This window comes from Lonsdalea britannica, assembly GCF_002111595.1.
In the GTDB taxonomy this organism is placed as follows: Bacteria; Pseudomonadota; Gammaproteobacteria; order Enterobacterales; family Enterobacteriaceae; genus Lonsdalea; species Lonsdalea britannica.
The window spans coordinates 29,079-43,592 of sequence record NZ_LUTN01000015.1; the positions used below are offsets into that span (position 1 = coordinate 29,079).

The 14,514-nt window shown below is 54.2% G+C and carries 9 protein-coding genes and 3 pseudogenes; 10 read left to right on the forward strand and 2 right to left on the reverse strand.

Going from position 1 to position 14,514, the window contains the following annotated elements:
- Positions 1 to 304 precede the first annotated feature (304 nt).
- Both tig and bolA read right to left on the reverse strand, forming a co-directional pair.
- Positions 305 to 1,609 (reverse strand): trigger factor, encoded by a 1,305-nt coding sequence (tig, locus tag AU509_RS12905; RefSeq protein ID WP_085651714.1) that lies wholly within the window; start codon positions 1,607 to 1,609, stop codon positions 305 to 307.
- A 288-nt stretch (positions 1,610 to 1,897) separates the two neighbouring features.
- The gene (bolA, locus tag AU509_RS12910; RefSeq protein ID WP_094118526.1) at positions 1,898 to 2,212 is read right to left on the reverse strand and encodes a transcriptional regulator BolA; all 315 of its coding nucleotides are present in this window, start codon (positions 2,210 to 2,212) and stop codon (positions 1,898 to 1,900) included.
- Between the two features lie 343 nt (positions 2,213 to 2,555).
- On the opposite strand from bolA, the gene AU509_RS12915 reads away from it, so the two are divergent.
- The 10 genes and pseudogenes from AU509_RS12915 (at position 2,556) to AU509_RS18730 (ending at position 14,481) form a co-directional block, all read left to right on the forward strand.
- Positions 2,556 to 3,134 carry a lipoprotein gene (locus AU509_RS12915; RefSeq protein WP_094118527.1) on the forward strand — a complete coding sequence of 193 codons (579 nt, stop codon included), beginning with the start codon at positions 2,556 to 2,558 and terminating at the stop codon, positions 3,132 to 3,134.
- Positions 3,135 to 3,186: 52 nt separating this feature from the next.
- Complete coding sequence (gene ampG, locus AU509_RS12920; protein WP_094118528.1) at positions 3,187 to 4,656, forward strand: muropeptide MFS transporter AmpG; 1,470 nt, start codon at positions 3,187 to 3,189, stop codon at positions 4,654 to 4,656.
- Between the two features lie 423 nt (positions 4,657 to 5,079).
- Positions 5,080 to 6,025: pseudogene (gene cyoA, locus AU509_RS12925) on the forward strand (cytochrome o ubiquinol oxidase subunit II).
- Positions 6,026 to 6,045: 20 nt separating this feature from the next.
- Positions 6,046 to 8,036: pseudogene (gene cyoB / locus AU509_RS12940) on the forward strand (cytochrome o ubiquinol oxidase subunit I).
- A complete protein-coding gene (locus tag AU509_RS12945; protein WP_085651708.1) occupies positions 8,026 to 8,640 on the forward strand; it encodes a cytochrome o ubiquinol oxidase subunit III in 615 nt (204 codons plus the stop codon). Before cyoB ends, AU509_RS12945 begins: the two are co-directional and overlap by 11 nt.
- Positions 8,640 to 8,972, forward strand: coding sequence for a cytochrome o ubiquinol oxidase subunit IV (locus AU509_RS12950; protein WP_094118531.1), 333 nt, complete (start codon positions 8,640 to 8,642; stop codon positions 8,970 to 8,972). Before AU509_RS12945 ends, AU509_RS12950 begins: the two co-directional genes overlap by 1 nt.
- Positions 8,973 to 8,988: 16 nt before the next feature.
- Positions 8,989 to 9,879: a heme o synthase gene (cyoE, locus tag AU509_RS12955; protein WP_085651721.1), complete on the forward strand. Its 891-nt coding sequence runs from the start codon at positions 8,989 to 8,991 to the stop codon at positions 9,877 to 9,879.
- 147 nt (positions 9,880 to 10,026) lie between these two features.
- Positions 10,027 to 11,400 carry an MFS transporter gene (locus tag AU509_RS12960; RefSeq protein ID WP_094118532.1) on the forward strand — a complete coding sequence of 458 codons (1,374 nt, stop codon included), beginning with the start codon at positions 10,027 to 10,029 and terminating at the stop codon, positions 11,398 to 11,400.
- Between the two features lie 456 nt (positions 11,401 to 11,856).
- Positions 11,857 to 12,693 carry an ABC transporter substrate-binding protein gene (locus AU509_RS12965; RefSeq protein ID WP_085651705.1) on the forward strand — a complete coding sequence of 279 codons (837 nt, stop codon included), beginning with the start codon at positions 11,857 to 11,859 and terminating at the stop codon, positions 12,691 to 12,693.
- Between the two features lie 247 nt (positions 12,694 to 12,940).
- A pseudogene (locus AU509_RS18730) lies at positions 12,941 to 14,481 on the forward strand (amino acid ABC transporter permease/ATP-binding protein).
- The last annotated feature ends 33 nt before the right edge of the window (positions 14,482 to 14,514 follow it).

Genomic DNA, 14,514 nt, shown 5'->3' on the forward strand with positions numbered 1-14,514 from the left:
GGGATCGCCGTAACTCGAGACCTCAGAATCCGCCAGAATACCCAGCGATGAGTCATCAATTATCGGACAATTGGGCGTCTTGTGTCGATTTTCAAGCTTACACCACCGATTATTTTCGATTAACCCTGCATTACTCCGAAAAAAGCGCTGTGGATTCTGTTTTAGCTAAAATTAATGATAGTGCAAATAAATGCTTAGCGGCCGTAATCTCAGGAAAAACCGGCTCATAATCAGGCAGAAAAAAAGCCCGCAGCGATAAAACTGCGGGCTGTATCAGACTGACAACCTCGAAAGGTTAACGCAATTAGGCGTTGTTAGTCTGGTTCATCAGGTCGTTAAACCCAACTTCTTTTTCGGTCACTTTAGCCTGAGACAACAGCGTTTCAATCGCCTGCTCTTCCAGAGCGACGTTACGCATGTTGTTCATCATTTCTTTGTTCTTTTTGTAGAACTCGACCACTTCCTGCGGATCTTCGTAGGCTGCTGCCATTTCGTCGATCATCGCGGAAACACGGTCTTCATCGGCTTTCAGCTCGTTGGTATTGATGACTTCACCCAACAGCAGACCGACAACAACGCGACGTTTAGCCTGAGCTTCAAACAGTTCGCGCGGCAGTTCCAGAGCCTGTTTTTCATCGCCGCCGAAACGCTGAGCAGCCTGACGGCGCAGTACGTCGATTTCGCCGTCGATCAGCGCAGCCGGAACGTCGATGTCGTTAGCGTCGACCAGACCGTCGATAACCTGAGTTTTCACACGGTTACGCACAGCAGCTTTCAGCTCACGCTCCATGTTTTTACGCACTTCGGTACGCAGACCGGCGACAGAACCATCTTCAACGCCGAAACGTTTGATGAAGTCAGCAGTCAGTTCCGGCAGCTCACGCTCTTCGACCTTTTTCAGTACGATAGCGAACTGAGCAGCTTTACCTTTCAGGTTTTCAGCGTGGTAGTCTTCCGGGAAGGTGACTTCGATAGTGAACTCTTCACCCGCCTTATGACCCACAACACCGTCTTCGAAGCCCGGGATCATACGGTTCTGGCCCATAGCCAGTACGAAGTCAGACGCTTTACCGCCTTCAAATTCTTCGCCGTCTACGGAACCGCTGAAGTCGATGGTCACGCGGTCTTCAGCTTCAGCTGCGCGTTCAACATCTTTCCAAGTCGCCTGCTGCTTACGCAGGGTATCCAGCATGGCGTCGACGTCTTCGTCTTTAACTTCCACCAGCGGTTTTTCGACTTCAATGCTATCCAGACCTTTCAGTTCTACTTCTGGATACACTTCGAACTCAACGGTATAGGTAAAATCAGATCCCGCATTGTACTCGCCCGGAACATACTTCGGCGCGCCTGCAGGAGTGATATTTTCCTTGATGATCGCATCAACAAACTGACGCTGCATCAAGTCGCCCAGAACGTCCTGACGCACGGAAGCGCCATAACGCTGAGCAACGATATTCATCGGCACTTTGCCTTTACGGAAGCCGTCGATACGAACTTTTTTTGCCACGTTGACCAGCTCGCTCTTAACAGCATTCTCGATGCTGTCAGCAGCAACGGTAATCGTTACGCGGCGCCCAAGGCCTTGGGTGGTTTCAACTGAAACTTGCATCTTGTTACCTCAAAAAATCACAGTGCTCGGTCAACCTCAAAAGCCGTTTTCACAAAGCGCCCGAAGGCAGACTTTCTGATCACAGACTCACATCACCAGGACGGCCTCGCGAACCAGACCCGTTCCTTGTAGTCAGAAGCGTCCCGAATACATTCAGGAAAAATAAGACGCGGCATTATAGCGACATAGGCTGACCGAGTCGAGGAGAGTCACCAGCCTATTGCCGCACGAGGAATTACCGCTTTTGAACGACGTCTGAGGAGGCTTTGCGTCGAGACATCACCGACGTTAACGGTCGATTCCCGCCCCGCCGCAGGCAGGTGATACGGGAGCTGTCTGATGCTGATCGCGCCACTCCTGCGGGGTATAGACGTACAGCGCAAGCGCGTGGACTGCGCCCGCCATCTCCTCCGTCAAGAGCTCATAGACCGCACGATGGCGCTGAATCAGGCGTTTACCGTCGAACCGATCGCTGACCAGTACCACTTTAAAGTGACTTTCCGAACCTGCCGGCACTCGATGGCGATAGCTTTCGTTGATCACCTCAAGGTGTTCTGGGTTAAGCCCGGCTTGCAGCTTGGCTTCAATGGTTTCACGAATCATGGGTTAACCTTTAATAGCAGTTTGGGGACCGGGCACAGGGCGCTATTTTTACACGACCAGTGAGTGCGATCACGGGAATTCTCTTTGGCTGGCGACGATGCCGTTTGGTTTTTTTGCGCTCAAGCCGCATGCAGAATAATCCGCTAATGACGGCGCGAAAGGCTCTCAGGCATGGGTCGCATATCTTTTCTTCGGGAAGTTGTGATAAAAACAGAATCGGTTGTCGAACAGGCAAAGAACTTGCGATGCGAGCGATTCTCCGCTCTTTCTCTTGCCTGAGGCAATGGTATGATATCGCGCGTTTTTAACGATTAACCTTCTTATTATTACTGAGAACATTCGCATGTTTAAAAAATTCATTTTTCCATTGCTGGCCATCATGGCGCTGGCGGGCTGCGCAGGCAAAGGTAATACGCTGAATATCAACCCTAACATCGCGTTGCCTTCTCAGGATCCCAGCCTGATGGGCGTGACAATCAGCATCAACGGAGCCGATCAGCGTCAGGATCAGGCGCTGGCCAAAGTGAACCGCGACAGTCAATTAGTGACGCTGGTCCCTTCACGCGATCTGCGTTTCCTGCTGCAGGAAGCGTTGGAGAAGCAGATGACCGCACGCGGTTATATGATTGGCACCGGCGGTCCGGTCGCACTGCAGATCGTGGTCAACACGCTGTATGCCGACGTGTCTGAAGGCAACCTGCGTTACACCATTACGACCAAGGCGGACATTTCGATCATCGCTCAGGCCGCCAACGGCAACAAACAGGTCAAAAACTACCGCTCCACCTACAATGTTCAAGGCGCATTGACCGCGACCAACAACAAAATCACCACTGCGGTGAACCAGGTGTTGGGTGATGTCATCAGCGACATGGCGCAAGACACCAGCGTCAACGAATTTATCAAGACCAACGCACGCTAATTTTCACGCAGTTTCCCTTGCCCCGTCCGCGGGGCAAGCAAAAGGATGTTGCATGCCTCGTCAGCTCCACACGCTTTTCAACCAACGCAATTCACTGATCCTGCTCATTCTGGGATTTTCATCCGGCCTCCCTCTGGCATTGACCTCTGGCACACTGCAAGCATGGATGACCGTCGAGAACGTCGATCTGAAAACCATCGGCTTCTTCTCGCTGGTCGGTCAGGCCTACGTGTTCAAATTCCTATGGTCGCCGATGATGGATCGCTATACGCCATCTTTCTTCGGCCGCCGCCGTGGTTGGCTGCTGCTCACACAGTTGGGTCTTGTGGGGGCGATTGCGGCTATCGGCACATTAAATCCGGCTCAGGACCTTTGGTGGCTGGCGGCACTGGCCGTCGTGATCGCTTTCTTTTCCGCGTCGCAGGACATCGTCTTCGACGCCTACAAAACGGATTTATTGCCGCCGCAGGAACGTGGCAGTGGCGCCGCCGTTTCCGTACTCGGCTATCGGCTGGCAATGCTGGTTTCCGGTGGACTGGCGCTGTGGATTGCCGACCGTCTGCTGGGTTGGCAGTCGACCTATTGGCTGATGGCAGGTCTGATGCTGCTGTGTACGCTGGCTACCTGGCTGGCCCCGGAGCCAACCAATACTCAGCCTTCGCCGCGCTCGATGGAACAAGCCATCATGGCCCCGCTGCGGGATTTCTTCGGGCGCAACAACGCCTGGCTGATTCTGTTGCTGATTATTTTCTATAAGCTTGGCGATGCCTTCGCGGTCAGCCTGAGCACCACCTTTCTGATTCGCGGCGTGGGCTTTGATGCGGGCGACGTCGGCCTGATTAACAAAACGCTCGGACTTTTCGCCACCATCGTTGGCGCGTTATACGGCGGGATCCTGATGCAGCGCTGGTCGCTGTTCCGGGCGCTGATGATTTTCGGGCTGCTGCAGGCGGTCTCCAATGCAGGCTACTGGCTACTGGCGATTACGGATAAGCATCTGTTTTCTATGGGCGCCACCATTTTCATCGAAAACCTGTGCGGCGGTATGGGTACGGCCGCATTCGTGGCGCTGCTGATGACCCTGTGCAACAAATCTTTTTCCGCGACACAGTTCGCCTTGTTGTCCGCCCTGGCGTCCGTAGGCCGAGTCTATGTCGGTCCCCTCGCCGGTTGGTTCGTCGAGGATTACGGCTGGGCATGGTTCTACCTGTTTTCGGTCGGCATCTCTTTCCCCGGCCTGCTGCTGCTATTGCTGTGCCGCCGTACGTTGGAATACACCCAGACCCACGAGGATTTTCTGCCACGACGCGCCTACTCGCGCGGGTATACGTTGGCGGTGCGCTCGCTGTTTTTCGGCGTCGCGTGCTTCGCCATCGGAGCGGTCGTCTGGGGGATGTTCGGACTTGGCTGGCTGAATAGCCCGTCGGCGGCTGAAACGTTGATGGCGGTAGGCGTAGCGCTGGCTGCAGTCGGACTCACTCTGGGCAGTGTCTTGGACTATCTCTCGCTCAAACGAATTTAAGCCAAACAAATAGGCTGTTTCCCAGCAGCCTATTTTCTTCCTTCCTTCTATTTCTCACGCCAATATTTTATCCGCGGCCGCCATCGCATGATTTTTGTATCTCGACCGTCGTCGTCATCTTTTTTCCTGATTTTTAACGTTGACAAACCGTCATCCCGCACTAGACCTTAATGGTAGTGGCACGATAATTTTTTGAGGACGCGGTGTCATTTTCCATACGGATATGTCATTCCCTGAAGAAACTATTACCCACTGTTTTTAAATATATTTTTTTACAAACTGCCACACTGGTGACACAAAGAGAAAATCAGAGCAACAAGCAACTGACAACACTTTAATCATGTTTACAGTGTGGTAACCTTCCCGTAAAATGCCCGCTCGCGTGAAATAACAGATAGAGCCCCTTGTCATTGAGGTCGCTAGATGAGACTCAGGAAATACAATAAATTTTTGGGGATGTTCTCTTTATTTGCAGCCACCCTGCTCCTTAACGGCTGTGATATGGCATTGATGAACCCCAAAGGACAAATTGGGCTTGAACAGCGTTCGCTAATACTGACTGCCTCGGCTGATGTTGATCGTTGTCATCCCGGTGATCATTATGACGATCGTATTTGCCAGGAAGTACAGAGCTTCCAACGATAAGGCCAAATACACGCCAAACTGGTCGCACTCCAACAAGATCGAAGCCGTAGTTTGGACAGTACCCATCATCATCATCGTCATCCTCGCAACCATCACCTGGAAGACAACCCATCAGCTTGACCCATACAAACCATTGGATTCCGACGTCAAACCCATCAACGTCGAAGTCGTATCGCTTGACTGGAAATGGCTGTTTATCTATCCCGATTTGGGTATTGCCAGCGTGAACGAACTCGCCTTCCCGGCCAACGTTCCCGTGTCGTTCAAAATCACCTCCAACTCCGTCATGAACTCGCTGTTCATCCCTCGCCTCGGCGGGCAGATTTACGCCATGGCCGGTATGCAAACGCAGCTGCACCTGATCGCGAATGAACCGGGCAAGTACGACGGTATTTCCGGTGCTTATAGCGGCAAAGGCTTTTCCGGTATGAAATTCACCGCAATCGCTACGCCGAATCAGCAGGCGTTTGATCAGTGGGTGAATTCGGTGCGTCAGTCTTCCCATACGCTGAGCAACATGGGTGAATTCGAAAAACTGGCACTCCCCAGTGAATATCATCCCGTCGAGTACTTCTCGCAGGTACAGCCGGACCTGTTCCGACAGGTGATTACCAAATTTACTGGCAACGAAATGCACATGCAGCACCATGCGGAAAGCGCGCCGAAAGATGAAGGCATGCAGTCTCATGAAGGCATGGACATGAGCGAGCACTCCTCTCATTAAAGGAGCCGAGGGATAATACGATGTTCGGAAAATTAACTCTTGATGCGGTTCCGTACCATGAACCTATTATCATGGTCACCGTGGCAGCAATCATTCTAGGTGGGCTGGCGCTGCTGGCTTTAATCACCTATTTCGGCAAATGGAAATGGCTGTGGACCGAATGGTTCACTTCCGTTGACCATAAGAAAATCGGCATCATGTATGTCATCGTCGCCTGGTGATGATGCTGCGCGGCTTCGCCGACGCCATCATGATGCGTACTCAGCAGGCGCTGGCCTCGGCCGGTGAGGCCGGTTTCCTTCCACCTCACCACTACGACCAGATATTTACCGCGCACGGCGTGATCATGATTTTCTTCGTGGCGACGCCGTTCGTGGTCGGCCTGATGAACCTGGTCGTTCCGTTGCAAATCGGTGCTCGCGACGTTGCTTTCCCTTTCCTGAACTCGCTCAGTTTCTGGATGTTTGTCGCCGGGGTCATCCTGGTCAACATCTCGCTGGGTGTGGGTGAATTCGCCCAGACGGGTTGGGTTGCTATCCTCCCTTTCGGGTAAGGAGTACAGTCCCGGCGTCGGGGTCGACTACTGGATATGGAGTCTGCAGATATCCGGGCTGGGAACCACGCTGACCGGCGTGAACTTCTTCGCCACCATCATGAAAATGCGCGCGCCCGGCATGAGCATGATGAAGATGCCTGTTTTCACCTGGGCATCACTGTGCACTAACGTCCTGATCATCGCAGCATTCCCGATCCTGACGGTCACCATTGCGCTACTGACGTTGGACCGTTATCTGGGCACCCATTTCTTCACCAACGATATGGGCGGCAACATGATGATGTACATCAACCTCATCTGGCCTGGGGCCATCCTGAGGTGTACATCCTGGTGCTGCCGGTCTTCGGCGTGTTCTCCGAGGTGACCGCGACCTTCTGCCGCAAACGGCTGTTCGGCTATACGTCACTGGTGTGGGCGACCATCGCCATCACCGTGCTGTCGTTTATCGTATGGCTGCACCACTTCTTTACGATGGGGTCCGGCGCGAACGTGAATGCCTTCTTCGGCATCGCCACCATGATCATTTCCATCCCGACCGGGGTGAAAATCTTCAACTGGCTGTTCACGATGTATCAGGGACGCATTCAGCCTAACTCGGCGATGCTGTGGACCATCGGCTTCATCATCACCTTCTCTATCGGTGGGATGACCGGGGTACTGCTGGCCGTACCGGGCGCGAACTTCGTGCTGCACAACAGCCTGTTCCTGATCGCCCACTTCCATAACGTCATTATCGGCGGCGTGGTGTTCGGCTGCTTCGCAGGGATCACCTACTGGTTCCCGAAAGCCTTCGGCTTCACCCTGAACGAAACCTGGGGTAAACGTGCTTTCTGGTGCTGGATCATCGGCTTCTTCGTGGCCTTTATGCCGCTGTATGCGCTGGGCTTCATGGGCATGACGCGTCGTTTGAGCCAGCAGATCAACCCGGAATTCCACCCGCTGCTGATGGTAGCTTCGGCCGGTGCCGCGCTGATTGCGCTGGGTATCCTGTGTCAGCTGATTCAGTTCGTTGTCAGTATCCGCGACCGCGAACAGAACCGCGACCTGACCGGCGACCCGTGGGATGCGCGTACGCTGGAGTGGGCAACATCCTCCCCTGCCCCGTTCTATAACTTTGCGGTCGTTCCGCAGGTTCATGACCGTGATGCATTCTGGGAAGAGAAAGAGAAGGGCGAGGCCTATCGTCGGCCGAACGGCGGCTATGAAGAAATTCATATGCCTAAGAACACCGCCGCGGGTCTGGTCATCTCCGCCTTCGCTCTGGTCTTCGGTTTTGCCATGATCTGGTACATCTGGTGGCTGGCCGCCGTCGGTTTCGTCGGCATGATAGCGACCTGGATTGTGCACAGTTTCAATCAGGACGTGGACTACTACGTTCCCGTGGAAGAAATCGAGCGCATTGAAAACGCAAATTTCGAGAAACTCAGCAAGGCAGGCGTGAAAAATGTCCACTGATACTTTGAGTCACACGAATAACGCCCATGCAGAGCATGGGCATCACGATGCGGGAGCCACGAAAGTGTTTGGCTTCTGGATCTACCTGATGAGCGACTGCATCCTGTTTGCCTCGCTGTTCGCCACCTATGCCGTCCTGGTGGACGGCGTTGCCGGCGGACCGACGGGTAAAGACATTTTTGAGCTGCCGTTCGTCCTGGTCGAAACCTTCGCCCTGCTGTTCAGTAGTATCACCTACGGCATGGCGATGATCGCCATGAACAAAGGCGATAAGTCTCGGGTTAACCAGTGGCTGGCGCTGACGTTCCTGTTCGGCCTGATCTTCATCGGCATGGAGCTTTACGAGTTCCATCACCTGATTGCAGAAGGATACGGTCCGGATCGCAGCGCGTTCCTGTCCGGTTTCTTTGCGCTGGTCGGCACGCACGGTATTCATGTCACCAGCGGCTTGATCTGGCTGGCTATCATGATGATTCAGGTCTCCCGCCGCGGTCTGACCGCGACGAACAAAACCCGCCTGATGTGCCTCAGCCTGTTCTGGCACTTCCTTGACGTGGTGTGGATCTGCGTCTTCACCGTTGTTTATCTGATGGGGGCGATGTAATGAGTCATTCAACGCATGACAGTGCGGGCGCCAGCCACGGCACCGCCAAGTCCTATCTGACCGGCTTTATCCTGTCCATCATCCTCACCGTGATCCCCTTCGCGATGGTGATGACGGGCGCCGCGGCGACGCACATCATTCTGCTGACCGTGGTCGGCTGCGCCGTCGTACAGATTCTGGTCCATCTGGTGTACTTCCTGCACCTGAATACGTCGTCGCAAGAGCGCTGGAACGTTGTCGCGCTTGTCTTTACCGCCCTGATTATCGCGATTGTAGTTGGGGGTTCTATATGGATTATGTGGAACACCCATCACAACATGATGATTCAGTAACTGGACCGTCACAATGATGATTAAGCAATACCTACAGGTCACCAAGCCGGGCATTATTTTTGGCAACCTGATTTCTGTCATCGGGGGATTTTTACTCGCGGCCAACGGCAGCATTGATTATTCCCTGTTTATCGCGACGCTCTTCGGGGTGTCGCTAGTCGTGGCTTCCGGTTGCGTTTTCAACAACGTCATCGACCGCGATATCGACAAAAAAATGGAGAGAACCAAAAACCGCGTTCTGGTGCGAGGGCTGATTTCGCTGAAGGTGACGCTGGCGTATGCCGCGCTGCTGGGTATTGCGGGCTTTGCCTTGCTGTATATCGCCGCGAATCCGCTGGCCATGTGGCTGGCGGTGATTGGCTTTATCGTGTACGTCGGCGTCTACAGCCTCTATATGAAACGGCATTCGGTCTACGGCACGCTGATCGGCAGCCTGTCTGGCGCGGCCCCGCCGGTCATTGGCTACTGCGCCGTCAGCAACCAGTTCGACGCTGGCGCGCTGATCCTGCTGCTGATTTTCAGCCTGTGGCAAATGCCCCACTCCTACGCGATCGCCATTTTCCGCTTCAAAGACTACCAGGCCGCCAATATTCCGGTGCTGCCGGTGGTCAAAGGGATCTCCGTCGCGAAGCATCATATTACGCTGTACATTCTGGCGTTTATGATTGCCACGCTGATGCTTTCTCTGGGCGGTTACGCCGGATACAAATATCTGGTGGTTGCAGCGGCGGTCAGCCTGTGGTGGCTGGGTATGGCGCTGTCCGGGTACAAGAACCTGAATGACGATCGCCTCTGGGCCAAGAAGTTGTTCGTGTTCTCGATCGTCGCCATCACCTCGCTGAGCGTGATGATGTCGATTGACTCCATCACGCCTACTCAGGAAGCGATGCTGACTTACCTTCGCTAAGGATGTCAGCGTGCAGACAAAAAACAGACGGCTTGCCGTCTGTTTTTTTATTTCTCTCCGACTCCGCCAAATCAGGTAACAAAACGCGCATTTACGCGCGTGCGTCAGAGGCTCTAAAATAGCGCCAGAAAAACACCCGAGGTATAGATGAACGATAACCGAATGACACCTGCCGAGTTACGGGCAACGTGGGGACTGGGGACGGTCTTTTCACTACGCATGCTGGGCATGTTCATGGTCCTCCCGGTGTTGACCACGTACGGCATGGCGTTGCAAGGCGCCAGCGAATTCCTGATAGGCGTCGCCATCGGCATCTATGGCCTAATGCAGGCGCTCTTCCAAATTCCCTTCGGGCTGATGTCGGACCGCATCGGGCGTAAACCCCTCATCGTCGGCGGCCTGCTGATGTTCGCCGCCGGTAGCGTTATCGCCGCGCTCAGTGACTCGATCTGGGGCATTATTCTTGGCCGCGCCCTGCAAGGTTCGGGAGCCATCTCCGCGGCGGTCATGGCCTTACTGTCGGATTTAACGCGTGAGCAGAACCGCACTAAAGCGATGGCGTTCATCGGCGTCAGCTTTGGCGTCACCTTTGCCATCGCAATGGTGATCGGCCCTATCGTCACCCATGCGCTGGGCCTGCATGCCCTGTTCTGGGGGATCGCCCTCATTTCCGTTATCGCCATCGTTATCACGCTCGCGTTTATCCCGAATGCCTCTCAACATGTGCTTAATCGCGAGTCGGCCATTGTACGCGGCAGCGTCAGAAAAGTGCTGGCGAATAGCCGACTGCTGAAGCTGAACGTCGGCATCATGTGCCTGCATATCCTGTTAATGTCGAGCTTCGTGGCGCTGCCGAGGGCGATGGAACAAGCAGGGCTCCCGCCTCAGGATCACTGGAAAGTGTATCTGGCGACGATGCTGATTTCGTTCGTCGCCGTCGTGCCTTTCGTCATTTATGCCGAACTGAAACGCCGCATGAAACAGGTCTTTATCGTCTGCATCATCATTTTGATCGCCGCCGAGCTGGTATTACTCAGCGCGGAAGGCAGCCAGCTGTGGCGCATTATCATCGGCATTCAGTTGTTTCTGTTGGGATTCAATGTCATGGAGGCCCTGCTGCCTTCACTCATCAGTAAAGAAGCTCCGGCCGGGTACAAAGGCACCGCCATGGGCGTTTACTCCACCACGCAGTTTATCGGCGTTGCGATTGGCGGCAGTCTGGGCGGCGCGCTCTTCGACTTGTACGGCGCCGCGCTGGTCTTTAGCGCCGGGGCCGTTATCGCGCTGGGCTGGCTGATACTCAGCTTCACCATGAAGGAACCGCCCTATCTCAGCAGCCTGCGGCTCACCCTGTCCGAGCATACGCTGCAAGACCTCCAGCTTGAGCAAAAGATGCGTGGCCTGCCGGGCGTCGCCGAGGTCATCATTGTGCCTCACGAGCAGAGCGCTTATGTCAAAATTGACACCAAGCAGACCAACAGAAAAACGCTGGAACAGTGGATCGATACGGCATCGGTGTAATACCTCACACGCATCCTGCCACTTTCTACACATTGCTGACCTGGGAACGCCCGTTACGCGAGGGGCGTTCCGATATTTTCAGGCCAAAAAACCCGTCAATTCAGACACCTTTTTCTGATACCCGCGTTGCACCACACGCCGCACCGCGTCTGTGCAGCCGCACAACGATTGAACATTTCCCATTCCCCTAAACCACTCACCTGCACGATACCGCAAAGATAAACCAGGCACCGTCCTCGTCCTCTTTGTTGAGATCTGAACGTCGTTGGAAGATAAATTGATTACTTTTTCTTAACTATCCCGGACAACAGGCGCTGTCCTGTCGTTCTTCGTCAGCCCTGGCGCAGACGAAGTGCCGCAATGAACCCCATGGTGAGGAAATGGCATGGTATATGCTTAGTCAACAGGGCGTCCCCCACACAGCAGGCTGGCTTACCGCATAATAAGGACATCATCATGATTGGGAAAAAACCGCTCAACTCCGCTTTTTTCACGCTCAGAAAGGCGCTCTGTTTCTGCGCCGCGCTGGGTGCCCTGGCGAACACACCGGCCTTTTCCGCGCCGCTAAAAGTCGGTGCCGACCTTACCTACCCTCCTTACAACTATCTTGATAATCATCAACCGGCGGGATTTGATGCCGAGTTTATCCAGCTCGTCGCCGCTGAACTTAAAACCCAACCCGAATTTATCGATACGCGCTTCGCCAATCTGATTATGGGATTGAATACGGGCAAATTTGACGTGATCGCCTCTTCGCTTTACATCACGCCGGAACGCGCAAAACAGATCGATTTCATCCCCTACGTCAAAACCGGCGGCGTCCTTATCGCGAGAAAAGGCGATCCGTTTCAGCCGACGGAACTCGGCATGCTGTGCGGTAAAAAAGTCAGTTCTATCAGCGGAGCGGCGTGGGTGCTGAAGATGTCGCAGGGTTCTAAAACGCTGTGCGTGGATAAAGGGCTGAAACCGATCGATATCCGCGAATTCCCCACTGCGCCCGAAGCCAGTCAGGCCGTGCTGTCGCGGGCGGTAGACGTTCAGTTTGATGACGCGGCGGTGGCTTTTGACGTCGCCAACAAAACCCAGAAACTGACGGTTAGCAGCGGGATCGTCTATCCCATTCTGATAGGCCTGGGCGTGAAGAAAGGCAACGAGGAGAAATTCAGCAGCCTTAATACTGCCGTCCAGAAGGTGATCAAGTCGCCGGAATACACGCAGCTGTTGAAGAAATACAACCTGAAGGCGTATTCCCCCAGCGAAGTACAGGCGGCGTTGAACGGTACGCTGGAGTAAATCATCATCCGCGCCCTTCTCCCACCGATGCGGGTTAAACGTGTGGAGAGGGGGCATCGTCAGTCAGGCTTCCTATGCGCCCTGACAGACTGTGACGGCGTGACGATCAGGACGTCACCGATTCGCCGTCGTCACATCATCGCGAACAGAAAGCACGGCCGTCGCGTTTCATCATGCGTGTTATTCCGGTGAGCCATCCAGATGCATTACCGCTGATGCCAGCGCCAATTTCATCACAGGATAAACTATGGATTTTGATACTCATTATTTCTTTGAGCTGTTCTCTTATTCTGATTTCTGGCAAGCCACGCTGGTCGTGATTGCGCTGAGCGTCGCTCCTGGGTCGGCGGTAATATTCTTGGCCTCGTTCTGGCGCTGGCGAAACAATCCCATTTCCTGCCATTGCGGGCGCTCGCCAAAATCTATATCTGGTTTTTCAGAAGCCTGCCGCTGCTGGTGTTGATTATCCTCATCTATAACCTGCCGCAGTTTTTCACGTCCACGTCTGATCTGCTGTCATCGCCGTTTGTTTCCGGGCTGATCGCGATGGTGCTGTGTGAATCCGCGTTTATCGCTGAGATCTATCGCGGCGGCCTGATGTCCGTACACAAGGGGCAGCTGGAAGCGGCGAAATCCCTCAATATCAATTACGCCGGAATACAAAAACGCATCATCATTCCACAAGCGATGCGTATCGCGCTTCCCGCGCTGGCCAATGAATTCATCGTCATCGTCAAACTGACCTCGTTGGTTTCCGTCATTTCTCTCGGGGAAATTCTTCTGGTAGGGCAGCGGCTATATACCCAGAACTTCAAGGTTATCGAAACGCTGCTCGCGGTGTCGTGTTACTACATCTTCATCGTGACCGTCTTTGATCGGCTGGTGACCGCGCTGGAAAAATGGCTCGACACCGGCAGCCGGAAAGCTCGGGGGTTAAGCGATCACGAACTCGCCTTGCTGCAGGCGCAACCGCCGGCACCCGCGTTACAGCCCGCCCGTAAATATGCCAGCGACAAACACCGCGTCACCCTGGCGCTGGAGGGGATCTGCAAACGCTACGGCAACAAGCCGGTGCTGAAGAATATCAACCTCGCCATCAAAAAAGGCGAAGTGATCGCCATCATCGGCCCTTCCGGCTCGGGAAAAACGTCGTTAATCCGCACTATGAACGGTCTGGAGTCGCTGGATGCCGGGAAAATTCTGCTGGATGACCAACCTTTCCTTCATCCCACGGATAACGGCAGGCCAACGCAGCACTATTACCAACAGGCTGAGAAAATCGGCATGGTTTTTCAGGGGTTTTACCTCTTCCCGCACATGACCGCGCTGGAGAATGTGATGTTCGCACCGCTCTACCATCACACCGGCGCCAAAGACGATATTTTGGCTCAAGGGCTAACACTGCTGAAAAAAGTCGGGCTGCTCGAACACGCCCATAAATACCCCCACCAGCTTTCCGGCGGCCAGCAGCAGCGCGTGGCCATCGCGCGGGCGCTGGCGATGACGCCGTCTATCATGCTGTTTGACGAACCGACCTCGGCGCTGGACCCGGAGCTGGTCGGCGACGTGCTGAAAGTCATTGAAAACCTCGCTAACGAGGGGATGACGATGGTGATCGTGACTCACGAAATGTCCTTCGCATTCAAAATTTCCGACCGCATTGTCTTTATGGAGGAAGGCGAGATTCTCGCCGTCGGCGCCCCCAATGACATCCTGCATTCCACGGACGAGAGATTAGTGAAGTTTCTTCACAACCAGAAAAGTGCGCTGACGACCCTCGCGCTGTAACACCACGAACGATGGATGGGCTGATTACCGTAG

Bases quoted from the DNA above. Each gene is read 5' to 3' on its own strand.
- tig (WP_085651714.1), bottom strand. From the start codon at position 1,609: ATGCAAGTTTCAGTTGAAACCACCCAAGGCCTTGGGCGCCGCGTAACG.
- bolA (WP_094118526.1), bottom strand. From the start codon at position 2,212: ATGATTCGTGAAACCATTGAAGCCAAGCTGCAAGCCGGGCTTAACCCA.
- AU509_RS12915 (WP_094118527.1), top strand. From the start codon at position 2,556: ATGTTTAAAAAATTCATTTTTCCATTGCTGGCCATCATGGCGCTGGCG.
- ampG (WP_094118528.1), top strand. From the start codon at position 3,187: ATGCCTCGTCAGCTCCACACGCTTTTCAACCAACGCAATTCACTGATC.
- AU509_RS12945 (WP_085651708.1), top strand. From the start codon at position 8,026: ATGTCCACTGATACTTTGAGTCACACGAATAACGCCCATGCAGAGCAT.
- AU509_RS12950 (WP_094118531.1), top strand. From the start codon at position 8,640: ATGAGTCATTCAACGCATGACAGTGCGGGCGCCAGCCACGGCACCGCC.
- cyoE (WP_085651721.1), top strand. From the start codon at position 8,989: ATGATTAAGCAATACCTACAGGTCACCAAGCCGGGCATTATTTTTGGC.
- AU509_RS12960 (WP_094118532.1), top strand. From the start codon at position 10,027: ATGAACGATAACCGAATGACACCTGCCGAGTTACGGGCAACGTGGGGA.
- AU509_RS12965 (WP_085651705.1), top strand. From the start codon at position 11,857: ATGATTGGGAAAAAACCGCTCAACTCCGCTTTTTTCACGCTCAGAAAG.